Here is a 15,544-nt window from a genome sequence, read left to right as displayed (position 1 = left end):
CCTTCATATTCATTTTTAAAAAATGTATTTAATTGCCCTTTTTGATTTTTGATTTTTTCATCAAGTTTTTCTTTAACGCTTTTATTGTTTTTCCTATCCTCCTTTAATTTCTCAATTAAGTTTTCTTTAGGCTTATCTTGGGTAGAATTAAAAATATTTGGTAGCCCATTCAATGTATTATCATTTTTGCTACCTGGTTGGATGAAAGTTTGGATAATGCCAACATTTTCCTTAGTATTTTTCTTACTAACTTTTTCAAGTCTTGTTAAATCTTTTTCTTTAACTTTTGTCACATGTCTAACTTCTCCAGTATCTTTGTTTATACCAAGCTTTCCTAGTTTATTATCATTTAATCTTTTTGCTATTAAAGCTATATCCATTCTATTGTTTTTATAAAAAAATGTAGGATTTTCTTTAATTTCTTTTATAAGTTTAAATACATCGCTAGGCTTTTTAAACATCTCTTTATGTTTGCTAGCTAAATATTCTAAGTCAGCTACAATCTCATCATTCGTAAGCTTTGCTAAATTTCTAACATTTGGAGAGACACTCATTTTTATATTTAAATCACTTTTAGCATATTTAGGATCAGGCTTGTCCATATAAAAACCATTTCCGTTAATTAAGTTTTCTTTAGGTTTATCTTGGGTAGAATGTTTGAAAGAATGCTGTAATAAACCGCCTTCCACATTGGTAGTACTGCCTTTAGTGGTTGCAGGAGTTGGCGTACCTGTCAGCATTTCTTTATTTCTACGATTTAATCTCTCCAAATCTTTATCTTTTGTTTTATTAATGTGTATAATTTTGCCACTATCTTTTTTTATGGCTATATTACCAACCTTATTATCTTTTAAAGGTTTAGCTATTAATGCCACTTCATCATCATAGTTTTTAAAAAAATGCGTAGGATTGTCCTTTATCTCTTTAATCACCCTAAATACATCTGCTTCATTTTTAAACATTTCAGGGTGTTTTTTTCTTAGAGTGTGCAAATTTGCTTTTAATTCATTAACATTTATATTTAATTTTTTTCTTACATCATCATTTAAATTAAGAGATACATTTAAATCACTTTAAATAAAATTTCAAAATCTATAAAACCTTTTATAAGATAAATATTAAACATAAATAATTAAATTCATATTTTTGTTGTTTTATGCAAAATTACATTTTATTACACATTTTTGTTGTTTTCATATATAATATACTTTTTATTATAATTGTGATATAATTGACACAAGTAAAAAGAATTGTGAAACTTATTATGTAGTTAGGTTTTAGACTTCTCTTTATAAAGGAGATTTGGCTCTTTATCTTTAGTTAGAGAGTTACCCCGCTTAATGCGGGGATATTATATTTTTAGTTATTTTTTCTTTTATCTTTTCTAAATCTTCTTTTTTGATTTTACCATTATAGTGACTTACTATTCTTTTTGTATCAAAAGACCTTATTTGAGATAGTAATGCAACTTGATTTTTATTTTTACTTCCAAAATAATTAATTTTGTTTTTAGCTTTGTTTGTTAGAATTTTAATTAAGAGTTTAAGGGCAGAATCTCGCCCTTTATAAAAGCAAGAGAGTTGCTACCTTCTTGCTTTTTCTCTTAAATCTTTTCAAAAGCAGTAACAACCCATTTGTTATTACCTATCTTTTGACCTTTTTCGTTCCAACCTTCATTTAGCCCCAATCTATAGTCTTTATATATAATATTAAATCCATTATGGCTTTTCTTTACTTCCCCTTTCTCAACAATCTCATCAATCATTTTTACATAAAAATCAGGGTGTTTATCGATAATATGAGCTAAACCATAGCCTTTATGTTTTATCTCATCTGTTACTTCTCCCCAGACCAAGTCAATATCCCCTAAGTCTTTTCTATGAAAAGCACCTGCTACTTGTCCTTGTTTTTCAATGAGTAATTTTTGCAAAGCACCCTTTCCATCATGGTAATACTCTGCGTAATTTTTTCCAAATTCTTTTAAAGGCTTGATGTTAGCTATTTGTTCTATTTCTTCTCTGTATTCTTCTATAACCTTTTGTTCTTTTTTTAAATGCTTAAAGTTAGTTTTTTCTTTTTCTGTGCCTTTATATTCTTCCATTTCTTCAAGAGAAGCCTTTGCTAATCTTTTATAGCGGTTTATCATCATTTTTTTACTAATAATAAGATTTCTTCTTTGCTCTTCTTTATCAGAACTAAAAATATTTTTTAATTGCTTGTTGAAAAAATCATCTTCTAAAACATCTTCTTCAAACTTTTCTCCTTCATATTCATTTTTAAAAAATGTATTTAATTGCCCTTTTTGATTTTTGATTTTTTCATCAAGTTTTTCTTTAACGCTTTTATTGTTTTTCCTATCCTCCTTTAATTTCTCAATTAAGTTTTCTTTAGGCTTATCTTGGGTAGAATTAAGACTACTTAGGGAATGTGCATTCGCACCAGCCGTCTGTCCACCCTGTTTATCAGTTGAGTGGAGTGTGGGAGTAGGCGACCCCACCCCTAAGTTCTTTTTGTTTTTATCACTTAGTTTATTAATTTCCTTTTTTTTATTACTTGATACGATAAGATGACCAACTTTACCCATATTTTCACCTTGATTAACTATACCCATTTTACCTATTTTTCCATCTTGTAAGTCTTTTGCTATGAGTGATATATCTAACCTATCATTTTTATAATATCTATTTGGATTATCTATAATCTCTTTTATAACCCTTGCTACTTTTCCTTTTGTTTTAAACATTTCAGGGTGTTTTTTTCTTAGAGTGTGCAAATTTGCTTTTAATTCATTAACATTTATATTTAATTTTTTTATTACATCATCATTTAAATTAAGAGATACATTTAAATCACTTTAAATAAAATTTCAAAATCTATAAAACCTTTTATAAGATAAATATTGAACATAAATAATTAAAAATAATATTTTTGTTGTTTTATGTAAAATTACATTTTATTTCATATATTTATTATATTTCATATATAATATACTTTTTATTATAATTGTGATATAATTAAAACAAGTAAAAAGAATTGTGAAACTTATTATGTAGTTAGGTTTTAGACTTCTCTTTATAAAGGAGATTTGGCTCTTTATCTTTAGTTAGAGAGTTACCCCGCTTAATGCGGGGATATTGTATGGATTTATACTATAATTAATTAAATAGTTAAAAGGGAGACAATCATCCCTTTTGTAAAATCACTAGTGTATGCTGTCTTAGTGATTTTCTATTGTAAATGAAGCAACAATTCCAACATCTTTTAATTTTAAAAAATATTATATAGATTTATGATATAATTAATAATCGCCATTGGCACTACTCACGCTTAAAGTGTCAGTATTAAGCCTAGCTTCAGTGCGTATCGGCTGAGCTAGGGGCGATAATATTAATAAAATTATATGGATTTATGATATAATTAATTAAAGGTTGGTTAGCAAATTGTCCGAGCTAACCGCAAAAAAACAATCGGTGGAAGTGTTGTTTTTATCCTTTATATCTTTCAAAAGCCGTAATTATAAAAGTTCTTTTATTTCCTTTATATTCACTACTTAAGCCTATGATATAATTTTTCCAAAACAATTAATTTTGTTTTTAGCTTTGTTTGTTAGAATTTTAATTAAGAGTTTAAGGGCAGAATCTCGCCCTTTGTAATTGTGAAAGATGTATATAAACTTTTCACTTCTCTTATTGTAATTCATAGCTTGTAACTATCCATGCATTTGTTTTATCTCCCTTCCAATTATCTTTTATACCGACAACTTTATTATCAAATTGTATTCTAATTCTACCCTTATTATCTTTTATCAATTTGCCATTTTTAATAATTTCAGATATTAGCTTTAAATCTAGATCAGGGTGTTTATCGATAATATGAGCTAAACCATAGCCTTTATGTTTTATCTCATCTGTTACTTCTCCCCAGACCAAGTCAATATCCCCTAAGTCTTTTCTATGAAAAGCACCTGCTACTTGTCCTTGTTTTTCAATGAGTAATTTTTGCAAAGCACCCTTTCCATCATGGTAATACTCTGCGTAATTTTTTCCAAATTCTTTTAAAGGTTTGATGTTTAATTCATTTTCTATTTTAGAACGCATTAGATCAGGTATATCAGCTTTTTTACCCTTATGTGTCTTTTTTTTAGCATTGAGTATAAATTCTCTAGTGACAACATCTAAATTACCCATAACATCAAGATTATAGTCTTTATTCTCTTTTAAAAAATCATCAAATCTTTTCCATTTATCCTCATCGCTCTCTTTTTGATTTTTGATTTTTTCATCAAGTTTTTCTTTAACGCTTTTCTTGTTTTTCCTATCCTCCTTTAATTTCTCAATTAAGTTTTCTTTAGGTTTATCTTGGGTAGAATTTCCATTAGAGAACGACACTTGTTTTGTCTCTGAAGATGCCCTAGATGTCGGTAAGGCTCTCGCATTATTATAATACACTACTTTAGCATTTTTCATTTTATTTCTTATATTATTTTGCTTTTTAGGCGAATTGCTAATTATAGTTAAATGCGTTTCATAATCTTTACCTATGCTTGTAAAATAAGTTTGGTTATCTATGTTTTTAATAAATACAAAATCATCCTTATCTCTTAAGACTACTTGTGGATTTTCTAAAGTATCTTTTATATGTGGTATATATTTAATTCTATCTCTTTCAACTAGTTTTAATAAACTCCCCTTAGTAAGCTTTATTTCTCTATCTTTTAAAGCCATTTTTACTTCTTTTGGCATATTAGGGATATAATCATCATCAATACTTTTAAGATTAAAAGTTTTCATCCATTCGCTTCTGGCATTTTTATCTATAATATATTCTTTACCATTTTTGCCTATAAATTTTAAAGAACTATCCTTAGGATCAGGCTTGTCCATATAAAAACCATTTCCGTTAATTAAGTTTTCTTTAGGCTTATCTTGGGTAGAATTAAGACTACTTAGGGAAAGTGCATTTGCACCATTCGACGTTTCGCCCTGTTTATCAGTTGAGCGAAGTGTGGGAGTAGTCGACCCCACCCCTAAGTTCTTTTTATTTCTATTTTCAAGCCTTCTTATTTCCTTGTTTTTATCACTAGAAACATTTAGGTGAGCTACGCTACCCACATTTTCGCCTTGATTAACTATACCCATTTTACCTATTTTTCCATCTTGTAAGTCTTTTGCTATGAGTGATATATCTAACCTATCATTTTTATAATATCTATTTGGATTATCTATAATCTCTTTTATAACCCTTGCTACTTTTCCTTTTGTTTTAAACATTTCAGGGTGTTTTTTTCTTAGAGTGTGTAAATTTGCTTTTAATTCATTAACATTTATATTTAATTTTTTTATTACATCATCATTTAAATTAAGAGATACATTTAAATCACTTTTTGCACTTTTAGGATCAGGCTTGTCCATATAAAAGTTATCGCCTTTGATTAAATCTTTAACTTTAGCTTTAAATTCGGCATCTAACTTTTGAGCCTGCTCCTTAATATACTTATCCTTTATGCTATTGATAAACTCTTTTGTTTGTGTTTTAAAATCTTGAAAGTTATTAATGTTATTTACCATACGGCGATATTGTATTCTCATTCCTGCTTGTTTTCCAAGCCCAAATATTCCCCCAAAATAAAAAGCTATATAATCACTAAATTGATTAATAAACATCATCATAGCCCTGCCATCTATAGTTGTAGCTATGCTTTTGCCTTGTTTTTCCATTTTTGTTGTAGCTAAAGACTGGTATATTGGTTTCATATTTTTTCTAAGTCGCCCCATAGCTTTTAAGGTTTCCATTTTGATTTTCCCAGTTTCACTCTTTGGATTAAAATGCTTAGTACTTTCTAAAAAGCTTTCATAATCTAAAACTTTTTTACCATCAAACTCTTTTGTGTATTTTGCAATGTTTCTTTTTATAAATTCTTCATCAATTACCGCTATTTCTTGCGGATTTAAGCCTTTAGTTATAGCTTCATAATTTTTATTATCATTTGTATTGTTGATGAGTTTGTTTAATTTTTTACTTATATCCTCTTCGCTACCATCTAGCTTTTTACCAACTTCACTATCATAATATTTTTTGAATTTAGCATAGTCAGATCTTGTTTTTTCTAAAATTTCTTTTGCAAGTTTAGGATTGCTTGAGTTTTCAACTAAGGAGTTTAAAAGCTCGTTTTTAACACTATTTAAAAATTCTTTATAATTATAAGATTGCTCGCCTTTTAGTTTGTCACTAATAGCACTAACTTCATCATAAATTTGCTTAACACTTTTTCCATCTAGTTCTCCACTATCTAATCTTTTTAAAAAACTTCTAACAATAGTCGGAGTTGCCTCACTATAAACCCCTGCATTATCAGCTAATTCTCTAAATATTTGTTTATCAATTTCTACTCCATTTGGGTTTAATTTTTCAAGCTTATCTAAGCCTGCACCAAATTCATCATAAGCTCTTTTAGCTCTACTCTCTTTTAAATCGTATAAAATTTTTGCACCAATATCATCACTTATGCCTAGCTCATCTAAAAGAGCCTTGTCGCTAGATGATAAGGCATTTAAAAGTTTATTTGCAAGTTCCGGTTTGTCCTTTATAGTTTGGGCTAATACATTAGCTAAATCATTATCCATAAAAGACATATTTAAAAGTTCTTGGTGGCTAAGTGCTGTTTCTTTTGAGCCTATATTTTTGCTTATTGCGGTTAAAATATCTGCACTCTTTTGAGAAATATTTTTTACAAGATTATTTTTTGACATATTGGCCATACTTTGAGCTTTTTTGGCTGCAAAATCTGCAAACGCATTGCCTTGATTAACTTCTAAAGGTATAGTTCTTGATTTTTGTAGTATATCATCATAGTTTCCATTTCCACTTTCTATTAGTTCTTTTGCGTAAGCTTTTGAAGTTTCACTGCCTTGTGAAGCTAAATCATTTATAATATTAGGGCTTATTTTTCTAAACCTATCCCCTATGTTTTCTTTTAGATTATTTCCCTTAAGGGCTATCCCATCTATCATATCTTTGCCAACAGCTGACCCTGTTTTTATACCATCTTTAACTCCTAAAAATGAGTTTTTAACACCACTTAAAGCCTTAGCACCACCTAAAACAGCCAAATCTCCACCAACATTTAAAAGTCCTGCAGTTGCACTATTTGCCAATCTATCATTAAAACTTGGCTCTTTGTTAAATAAAGCAGCATTTTTAGTATAGTCTATATCACTTCCTATCATAGCTCCAATAGTTCCACCTACAATCTCATCGGCATACTTTTTAGCACCAGGAAAAGCTTTTAAAATAGGCTTAAATTTACTACCAACTAAACCACCAGCAAGAGCACCACCTACTTCAAAAGCATTAGTTTTAACTCCACGCCAAAGGTCCATAAACACATTATCATCAAGCTCCCTAGTTTCTCCAGTATTTGATACAAAATATCTTCTATTATATTCATCTTTACCTATAAAACCCACACCCATTTTCTTTAGCTCTTGGTTCATTGATTTTAATACTTCTTCTTGAGCTTTAGCTCTTGCTCTTTGTGCTTGCTCATCACCAAGTAAAGATTTAGCAAAATTATAATTTCCCAAAGAGCCACTAGTGTCTGATAGTGTTTGCATAATGTTTGATTTTATGTTTTTACTTCCATATTTGTAGATATTTTCCATAAAAAAAGGTGTGTTTTTATAAACTTCTTCCTTATGGTTATCAATCTCCATTCGTTCTATATCATCAGTGCTTTCTTCTTTTAGTCTATTTAGATAATTCATTACTTTTTTATTATCTTCTAAATCAGCTAAAGCATTTATTGCATATTGATTTTTTAATTCTTGTGCTCGCTCTTGTGTTATCTCTCTCATTCAAAAACTCCCATTTGTTTTAATTCAGCATAGCTTGCTTCGTAAAATTTTCCATCTTTTTCTACTAAATAAGCTCCATCAACTAATGGAGTGATTATAGGTTGATTGCTATGTTCTTGTGATATATCTACTATTTTTCCGGGATTATTTGTGGTTTCATTTTTAATATAATAATCACTAAGTTTTTTTGCTAAACCCTCTTTAAAATCTTTTAAATCTTTTTGTCTTTGCTCTTCATAAAGATAGTTAATGTAAGGATTTTTTAAATTAGAAATCTTTGCCATTTGCTCATCATAGTAAGCATTAATCTTAGCCTCATTAACAGCTATATAATCTCTTGTTATTCTTTCAAATTCTTTAGCATTTATAGTTTGTGGTTTCCAAGCTGAAGGCTCTTTATAAATTTCATCATGCCTTGTTCTATTATAGGTTGTATCTCTTCTAACTTTTTCATTATAAATACTATCACTCATAAATTTAAATAAATTATCTTGCTCGTTATTTATATTATTTGCACCAAAAAGTTCTTTTATATTTTGCCAAGTTCCGCCCAAAAGACCCTGTCCATCATAATAAGAATCACCACCACCTTTTTTTATAGTATTAAACCTTTCTTCTATTGCTTTCATCTCAGGATTTGACTTTGTATAGCTTGGTAAATTAAACATTGCTTGTTTTGCTAAAAGTTGGTTTTGTTTTTGTTCTTTTGCTTGTTCTAAGTCTATTTTTTCTTTTTTAAAAAGCAAATCTTGCAAAGCTAAACTATTCTTTATTCTATCTTGCTCCATAGCATACTCAAAAGCTCTTTCCTTTTGCAATAAATTATTATTTAAAAAAGCATTATTAATCTCATTTTGTTCTTGTCGAGCTTTTAATTCTTCATCTTGCTGTGCTAAAAGTCTTCTTTTGTTTTCTTCTTCTTTGTATTGTTTCATACTATCGTATAAAACTCCACCTACTTTTCCTGCATTTTGGATTACACCAAGACTTGGATTAAATACTACTTGCTGTGGGTTATAATATGCCATTTTTCTACCTTTATTTAATATCTAAAATAAAGGATTTAAGGTAACCCCTTAAATCCATAAACTTTAACTAGCCCAAACTTCTTTTAAGTTATTTTCTCTATTTTGTCTTCTTCTAAGCTCCTCTTGTGCTAAGTATTTGTTAAAATTGTAAGCATCTTTTTGAAGCTCAAAATTCTTTTTTGCCATTTTCTGCTCTTCATATCCACCCCAAAGTCCTCCGGCAAGCCCACCAAGGTCTATAAGCCTATCAAAATTAGTTCTTGCTCCATTTTTTGCTATTTCTTTATTCCCCCATTTACTAAAATTATCAAAACCTTTACTTAGAAAATCAGTAAATGAAAAACTATCAACCTTATTCATTAAATGCCCCTCTTTAAGCTAAAGATAATAATTCTTTTCCTAAATCAATATTAGAAATATCATCACCTTTTTTTATTTTTGAGTTAAAATCACTCTCGCCACCTGCGTAATTTGATCTAGGTAAGCTCTCATCTGCCTTTTTACCAATATCTTTTTTATAAACCATAGCCAAAAGTGTTCTCCAGCTTTGCAAATCTCCACTTGCTAATCCACCAAGTTTGTTTGCTAATTCTCCCATAGTTTTTAAGTCAACATTTGGATACTCTTTTCTAATTGTTCTTTCAACCTCCATGTATTTAGCACGCAAGCTTTCTTCCTCATCTTTTTGCTTAGCTTTTGCTTCTAATTCATCTAGTTTTTTAAGCCTTTCATCAATTCCATCAAGCCCTAATTGCTTTAAATACTCTTTCCTTTCTTCTTCTTCTTTACTTGGCTTATTTTTATTATTAAGTAGTGCTAAGCTTTCTTTTAAGGTTTTAATTTCATTTGCTTGCTCTTTTAAAAGTTTAGATAAATCTTGATTATTTTGTTCATCTTGTTCTACTTGCTCTACTTCTTGTTTTTCCTCTTTACTTTGAGTGGTTTCTTCATTGTCATTAAGTGAGTTTAAAAGCTCATTTAAAGCATCATTTTCATTCATTTGTTCATTCATCATCTTCTTCCTTTAGTAAATTTATTATCGTGTCTAAAAAAGCCATTTGCTCTAAAGCTTTTAACCTATACTCTGGCGTTTGTTGTTGGTTTTTTGCCATTGCAAAACATTCTTGGTATTTTTTATCTATAAAATCAACTAGCCTCTTACCTCCTTTTGTTTGTTGTATATCAAAATTTAAATCTAATAAAATCTTCATTGCATACCCTTGTTGAAAGCAAATAAAGAATTGACATTTTTTATCCCCAAAATAGGTAAAAGTTCTTTAACTAACTCTTCATTAGCTTTAACAATTCCATATGCACTTTGCATATCACCTATACTCATATACATTTGATAAAGTTGTGAAAATACTTGCATACTTGCTTGAAGTCCTGCTCTTCTAACTTCTTTATTCATAGCTCCAGTACCTGTTTGTATGTTAAACCTAAAACTAGGTATATCTTCTCTTGTAAAGTTATTAAAAAATTCATCATTTCCATACTTAAATACTAGTTTTGCAAATCTATCAAACAAAGGCTCTACAAAAGTCTCATTATATGATCTAATATAATCAGCACTTCTTCGACCACCTTCTTGTGCTTTTATGCTAATTTCAGTAGCAGTTTCATTTTGTGCAGTTTGCGCGCCGTTATTTTGTGGGCTAACACCAGTAACCTCTGTGATTTCACTCTCTAAGAGTTCTAAATTAACCCCCGAGCTACTTATATTCGGTGTTGGCAAAAAACCAACACTTGAAGGCTCTGTAAGATATATTGGCTTGCCAACAGTCTCTAAGTCTTCTCTTGAAACTCCGGCAGATTTTTGAAGTATTATTTTTGGGTTTAATGCACTTCTCATTGCATCTATTAAAAGATTTCTTGTGATATTTATTTCCTTTTGCAAAGACAATGCACTTGACATAACAGGTTCGCCATAAGCACACACATATTCTTCATTGTCTATTGTTTTTAATTGTGGAAGCATTGACCCCCAAACAAAAGGCTGTCCATCTTCTAAAACCACATCATCGCGTAGCAATTCCTCTTCTAAAAGTGTTGAAACAACCCATTTATCATCATCTTTTTTCACATAAATATCATATAACTTAACCTTTTTAAACTCTTCATTTTTGTCAAAATGCACATCTATATTTGTCTTTTGATAAAATCCTAATTTTTGCCTTTGCTTAATTTGTGCATGTGAAAGATAAATCTCATTTACGATAAAACTAATATCATCATTATTTAAAGCATTTGGATCAAAATAAACCTCATCTATACCAACTCTTTCAATACGAGGCATACCCTTGTGCCAAGTTACTTTTGCTATTGATGTTCCTGTTGTTAAAACATCTAAAAATAAAGGCTGAAAGAGCTTAAACAAATTAATTTCTCCTGTATAAAAATCTAAAGCTCTTTGCCACATAGCTATAATTTGCTCATCTGAATTAATATAACTTTCAATATCTGCCATTCTCTCACTGTTAAAATACACATCATTTAAAGCAGTTATTAAATATTTAATTTTTGCATTAATCTTTGGTATAAAGATGCAAGATTTGTTTCTTTTTTCATAAATTTCTTTTTTTTCATTTTTTAATAAATATGCATCTTGCAAGGCAGAAAAATAAGGCTTGTATTTTTCATAAGCATTTTTACTTTCACTTATAAGTTTTACTAAATATGTAATTTTTTCTTCTTTATTTTTCATTATTAATTCTCCATATGGTAACTTTACTAAGCTTTGTTAGCTTAGCAATATCATCATCACTCACACCTTTTTCTTTTAAAATTTTCACCATTTCTCTCTTGTATTGCTTTTTAGAAATATTTCTAAAACCCCCAAAAAGATCTAATATCCACTTAGCCAAAATTATTTTTATAACATCATCTTCTTTCTTAGCTAACTCTTTAATTTTAAGCGGATCTATATTCTCATATACCATTAAAAACTCACCAGCCATCATAACTCCAATCTTCACTAGTATTGTTTTTTGGGTGCAATTTTTCAAAGAAAGTTAAAGCTAAAGCATCACTAGTATCAGGGCTTTTTCCGTAATCTTTTTTTATCTGTTCTTTTGCCTTTATCTTTAAAAGCCCCTTATCAGAATACTCATATTCAATCATGCGTAAATCTTTTTTTAGCTCATCATCTTTAATAATTTGCATATGTTTTATGTTTTTAGCCAAAGTAAAATACATTTGTGCTCTTTTGTTTAAGTATTCATTGCTAGTTGCAGAATTTGCAGAATTTGCCTCAAATACAGGCAAGCCATAATCGCTTAATATATCATATACACCAACTCCAAGCCCACAAGTGTCTATAAAAATACCTCGTGGCTTTTCCTTGTCTTTATTAAATTCTGCTAAAACAACATTTGCTAAAGCACTAATGCTAAGCCCACTATATTTTTTAATTTCATCTACAACAAAACCTTTTCTTTTGACCAAAACACTCTTATCATCTCCATATCTTGCTACATCAAGTCCCCATATATTGTCTCCTTGCATTTTTTGCATATCAAAACTAATAGCACTCATACTTTTTTCAATATCACTTAAAGCAAAAAGCTCTGCACTAGAGTTGTCTATAAAGTCTCCATAAATTTCTTGTTTAACTACTTCACTATCTTCTCCACCTACTTCTTCGATTAGCTCTTTGATTTGCTCTTTACTCAAAAAAGGATTATCGTAACTTGAGAACTGAAAATGTTTCCAATTTTCATCACTTAATTCTTTTTTACAAAGCTCATAAAAAAGATTTTTTCCTTTAGGAACTCCACCTATAATCGCTCTTGATTTAGGATTATCAAGCAACATAGGGCGTATGGCGTTGTACCAAAGATACTCCCCTTTAGAGCCTTTTAAGATAATTCCTGCTTCGTTTAAAATTACCAAATCATAGCCAAAACCTTCTATATTTTCAGGTCTTTCAGCACTTCTCATATGAAGCACAGCATTATTTAAAATGAGTTTTTTATCTTGAACGCTCCAAGAATAAAATTCTTTTGGGAGTTTTTTTAGCTCAGGCATAAAGTAAAGCTCGAAATAATTTTGTAAGTTGCTTTGAACCGTGTCAACCCAAAGAACATTTAACCCCATTAAAAGATTTTCTATTACATATTTTGCACTTCCTCTTGTAAAACCCAATCTTCTCCCTTTTGCTACAGTTATGAAGCGTGGATTTTTATCATCAAAAACTTTAAGTTGTGCCAGAGTGTAAGAAAAATCAAGTTTTAATTGCATTTAATTTCACTTCTTATGATTTCTATTTTTTGAACACTATCACTAACCACTTCTTGTTTATCTACATAACCATGATTGTTTTTAAGCAAAAACATGCTTATGCTAGGAGTGTAAGTGCCTATCAAAGAATGATCTATTATAGAGCTAGCACATCTTTGTTTAGCCATTTGAATAATTTCTCCAAATTCTGCATCTTTCTCCCAAATGCTAAGAGTTTTTGTCGTAACTCCTAAAAATACAGCTAGACTTTCTATTGTCTTTGGAGCATAAATAGTTTTTTCTTTTGTTTGGGCAAGTGGTGTATTTGTAGCAAAAAACTCATCAACTTTTTGCTCTAACTCATCTTTTGTTAATACTTTATTGCTCATGAAGCAGTCCTTTCTAAAAAATCATATTCTTTAATATTAATTTCTAAAAAAGCTTTTTTAAAACTAACAATTTCATAATTAGCTCTTAATACATTTTTATCATCAACAAACAACGCATCTAGCACACCTTTTAATATATTATCCCCATCGCCATGGCGTTTATTTTTAAAGCCTATTTTTAGATTAATCTCATATGTCTTTTTGATATCAAAGGCCTTAAAATAAGCTAACTTGTTTTGTTTTAAAAACTCAACCCTTAGCAAATCTTTGAAATCTTGATATTTTTTATAATCTTTGCTTGTATATTTGGCTCTTTGAGTTGTTCTTTTATAAGGCACAGGGTTATTTTTAAGCTCTAATTTTAAAGAATAGCTCATCGTATTACCTTTTCTTTGTTTTTACTTAAATAATTAAAATTAGCGTTGGTTTTTTCTTTTAGTTTTTGAGAAAACTTTTCCAAATTTTGCAAGTGCAATGCATTTTCTTCTTCTTTTGTTTTTTGATGACAAAGTTCTGTTTTTAATTCTATCTTTTGAATGCTAAAATTCAAATCTTTACCAACTCTATGCTGATTTTTAAACATGAAGTCTATAAGTGCCTCTTTAAAATATCCATCTTCTACCAAAGACCCATCATGATACGTTAATTCTTTAAAGCCATTTACACATATCAAACAATCACTTGAACTATTTTCAAGTTTTACTACATTTTTAAAACTATCATAAGCAAAATATTCATATGTAAAATCATTTTTATATAATCTAAAAAAAGCTCTTGACTTGTAATTTCTAAAAAGCCATTTTAAAAAACTTTCTTTATTTTCAAATCGCTCTTTAAACTCAAGTTGCGCTATCTTGCAAACAATTCTAAGTTTTTCATAAGTAGAACCGATGATTTTTTCACTCATACATGTCTCAAAATAATAATCTAAAAAAACATGTATATCTTTGACGTCTTTTAAATATCTGCCCACTATATCCACCGCTTGAGCTTCATTAAGCTCTAACAAATTCATTAAAATTTTAACTTTTTCTTTCATTTTATCCTCAACTAATACTTACTACATCAATATATTTTTGTTCTTGATTATCTTCAAATCTATAATAATCCATCAAAGAACTCACCACACAAGCTTCAGCCTCTTTTTTTCTAACTTTAAAAGCATTTTTTCTTAATGCATTTTCCTTTGCATATTTAAGCCAAGTATGCAAGCTACCAGCAACAGAAGCCATTTTTTTGTCGCCTCTCTTCCACTGTCTAACATCCCAATACTCTATAAAATCTTCAGCCAAACTCTCATCAAAATAAGTTCCGTGTTTTTGATTAAAGGTATTAATCTGCTCCATTAAATCATCTACACTAGGTTTTTTAAATTTACCCATACCAAACTCCTGTGTTTTTAAAGCTCCAAAATCAACAACAAAAAAAGTTCGCGTAGCGTTATTATTTTTATTTGTATTCTCTTTATTTTCTAAATTTTCTAAATTTATAAATTTATTATTATTTATATTTATATTATTTTCTTTATACGCGTGCGTGCGTGTTTCTATATATAGGGAATTTTCATTTTTTTCTTTTTCCGTATTCAAATTTCCGACTACGGAAGAAGTATTATTTTTAAATATTTTGCTTGGTTTTTTATCAGCACTTTTAAGCTTATATTCAGTTTTGTTAAAATGCTTAATTATTTCATTGTTTTCATCTTTTAAAATCCACTCATAATTAAATCTATGATAATTTGTTTTTTTAATTTGAAGTAGATTAAAATTGATTAATTCATCTTTAGCAAGTCTTAATCTTTGCAAGCTTATTCTTGTATCTTTTTTGATTAAAATAAGTTCTCTTAAGTAAATTTCACTTACTAAAGTTTTTTCACTCATTCTCTTAAGCTGTAAATAAAGTGCCAAAGCATCCATACTTAAGCCACCATAAAAAATCGTATTAGCTACTTTTGTAAAACCTCTTCTAGCTCTAAGTGGCTTTTTAGCTCCTAAAGCCACCTCTAAACTAGCTTTAAAATGCGGTATACTCATCATTTTTCCTTAATTTATTTCTC

The 15,544-nt window shown here is 29.2% G+C and carries 14 protein-coding genes and 1 pseudogene; all 15 read right to left on the bottom strand.

Going from position 1 to position 15,544, the window contains the following annotated elements:
• Positions 1-38: 38 nt before the first annotated feature.
• A pseudogene (locus tag CORN_RS08460) lies at positions 39-635 on the bottom strand (hypothetical protein); the annotation flags it as partial.
• Between the two features lie 702 nt (positions 636-1,337).
• Positions 1,338-1,502, bottom strand: a complete 165-nt coding sequence (locus CORN_RS08455) for a type II toxin-antitoxin system PemK/MazF family toxin (RefSeq protein ID WP_280642208.1) — start codon at positions 1,500-1,502, stop codon at positions 1,338-1,340.
• A 101-nt stretch (positions 1,503-1,603) separates the two neighbouring features.
• The gene (locus tag CORN_RS03315) at positions 1,604-2,743 is read right to left on the bottom strand and encodes a putative barnase/colicin E5 family endoribonuclease (RefSeq protein ID WP_172663974.1); all 1,140 of its coding nucleotides are present in this window, start codon (positions 2,741-2,743) and stop codon (positions 1,604-1,606) included.
• Positions 2,744-3,686: 943 nt separating this feature from the next.
• Positions 3,687-7,853, bottom strand: coding sequence for a putative barnase/colicin E5 family endoribonuclease (locus CORN_RS03310; protein ID WP_172663973.1), 4,167 nt, complete (start codon positions 7,851-7,853; stop codon positions 3,687-3,689).
• A complete protein-coding gene (locus tag CORN_RS03305) occupies positions 7,850-8,881 on the bottom strand; it encodes a hypothetical protein (protein WP_066008545.1) in 1,032 nt (343 codons plus the stop codon). Before CORN_RS03305 ends, CORN_RS03310 begins: the two co-directional genes overlap by 4 nt.
• Before the next feature lie 63 nt (positions 8,882-8,944).
• Positions 8,945-9,241: a hypothetical protein gene (locus CORN_RS03300; RefSeq protein ID WP_066008546.1), complete on the bottom strand. Its 297-nt coding sequence runs from the start codon at positions 9,239-9,241 to the stop codon at positions 8,945-8,947.
• A gap of 13 nt (positions 9,242-9,254) precedes the next feature.
• Entirely contained in the window at positions 9,255-9,896 is a 642-nt protein-coding gene (locus CORN_RS03295) for a hypothetical protein (RefSeq protein ID WP_094750327.1), read from the bottom strand.
• Positions 9,886-10,092 (bottom strand): hypothetical protein, encoded by a 207-nt coding sequence (locus tag CORN_RS03290; protein WP_066008547.1) that lies wholly within the window; start codon positions 10,090-10,092, stop codon positions 9,886-9,888. The genes CORN_RS03295 and CORN_RS03290 overlap by 11 nt, the downstream gene beginning before the upstream one ends.
• Positions 10,089-11,585, bottom strand: coding sequence for a portal protein (locus tag CORN_RS03285; protein ID WP_066008548.1), 1,497 nt, complete (start codon positions 11,583-11,585; stop codon positions 10,089-10,091). The genes CORN_RS03290 and CORN_RS03285 overlap by 4 nt, the downstream gene beginning before the upstream one ends.
• Positions 11,575-11,838 (bottom strand): hypothetical protein, encoded by a 264-nt coding sequence (locus CORN_RS03280; RefSeq protein ID WP_039625751.1) that lies wholly within the window; start codon positions 11,836-11,838, stop codon positions 11,575-11,577. Before CORN_RS03280 ends, CORN_RS03285 begins: the two co-directional genes overlap by 11 nt.
• The gene (locus CORN_RS03275) at positions 11,828-13,120 is read right to left on the bottom strand and encodes a terminase large subunit domain-containing protein (protein WP_066008549.1); all 1,293 of its coding nucleotides are present in this window, start codon (positions 13,118-13,120) and stop codon (positions 11,828-11,830) included. Before CORN_RS03275 ends, CORN_RS03280 begins: the two co-directional genes overlap by 11 nt.
• On the bottom strand, positions 13,111-13,488 hold the full coding sequence (locus CORN_RS03270; RefSeq protein WP_066008550.1) for a terminase small subunit: 378 nt from the start codon (positions 13,486-13,488) through the stop codon (positions 13,111-13,113). The genes CORN_RS03275 and CORN_RS03270 overlap by 10 nt, the downstream gene beginning before the upstream one ends.
• The gene (locus CORN_RS03265) at positions 13,485-13,865 is read right to left on the bottom strand and encodes a RusA family crossover junction endodeoxyribonuclease (RefSeq protein ID WP_066008551.1); all 381 of its coding nucleotides are present in this window, start codon (positions 13,863-13,865) and stop codon (positions 13,485-13,487) included. Before CORN_RS03265 ends, CORN_RS03270 begins: the two co-directional genes overlap by 4 nt.
• A complete protein-coding gene (locus CORN_RS03260; protein WP_066008552.1) occupies positions 13,862-14,527 on the bottom strand; it encodes a hypothetical protein in 666 nt (221 codons plus the stop codon). Before CORN_RS03260 ends, CORN_RS03265 begins: the two co-directional genes overlap by 4 nt.
• A gap of 7 nt (positions 14,528-14,534) precedes the next feature.
• Entirely contained in the window at positions 14,535-15,521 is a 987-nt protein-coding gene (locus CORN_RS03255; protein WP_066008553.1) for a hypothetical protein, read from the bottom strand.
• Positions 15,522-15,544: the final 23 nt, after the last annotated feature.

Origin of the sequence: Campylobacter ornithocola (assembly GCF_013201605.1) — a bacterium.
Taxonomy (GTDB): Bacteria; Campylobacterota; Campylobacteria; order Campylobacterales; family Campylobacteraceae; genus Campylobacter_D; species Campylobacter_D ornithocola.
This window is presented reverse-complemented; position numbering and strand designations above follow the sequence as displayed.

What these genes read in the sequence shown, in the direction of transcription:
- CORN_RS03315 (WP_172663974.1), bottom strand. Translation starts at nt 2,743, where the DNA reads ATGTTTAAAACAAAAGGAAAAGTAGCAAGGGTTATAAAAGAGATTATA.
- CORN_RS03310 (WP_172663973.1), bottom strand. Translation starts at nt 7,853, where the DNA reads ATGAGAGAGATAACACAAGAGCGAGCACAAGAATTAAAAAATCAATAT.
- CORN_RS03305 (WP_066008545.1), bottom strand. Translation starts at nt 8,881, where the DNA reads ATGGCATATTATAACCCACAGCAAGTAGTATTTAATCCAAGTCTTGGT.
- CORN_RS03300 (WP_066008546.1), bottom strand. Translation starts at nt 9,241, where the DNA reads ATGAATAAGGTTGATAGTTTTTCATTTACTGATTTTCTAAGTAAAGGT.
- CORN_RS03295 (WP_094750327.1), bottom strand. Translation starts at nt 9,896, where the DNA reads ATGATGAATGAACAAATGAATGAAAATGATGCTTTAAATGAGCTTTTA.
- CORN_RS03290 (WP_066008547.1), bottom strand. Translation starts at nt 10,092, where the DNA reads ATGAAGATTTTATTAGATTTAAATTTTGATATACAACAAACAAAAGGA.
- CORN_RS03285 (WP_066008548.1), bottom strand. Translation starts at nt 11,585, where the DNA reads ATGAAAAATAAAGAAGAAAAAATTACATATTTAGTAAAACTTATAAGT.
- CORN_RS03280 (WP_039625751.1), bottom strand. Translation starts at nt 11,838, where the DNA reads ATGGCTGGTGAGTTTTTAATGGTATATGAGAATATAGATCCGCTTAAA.
- CORN_RS03275 (WP_066008549.1), bottom strand. Translation starts at nt 13,120, where the DNA reads ATGCAATTAAAACTTGATTTTTCTTACACTCTGGCACAACTTAAAGTT.
- CORN_RS03270 (WP_066008550.1), bottom strand. Translation starts at nt 13,488, where the DNA reads ATGAGCAATAAAGTATTAACAAAAGATGAGTTAGAGCAAAAAGTTGAT.
- CORN_RS03265 (WP_066008551.1), bottom strand. Translation starts at nt 13,865, where the DNA reads ATGAGCTATTCTTTAAAATTAGAGCTTAAAAATAACCCTGTGCCTTAT.
- CORN_RS03260 (WP_066008552.1), bottom strand. Translation starts at nt 14,527, where the DNA reads ATGAAAGAAAAAGTTAAAATTTTAATGAATTTGTTAGAGCTTAATGAA.
- CORN_RS03255 (WP_066008553.1), bottom strand. Translation starts at nt 15,521, where the DNA reads ATGAGTATACCGCATTTTAAAGCTAGTTTAGAGGTGGCTTTAGGAGCT.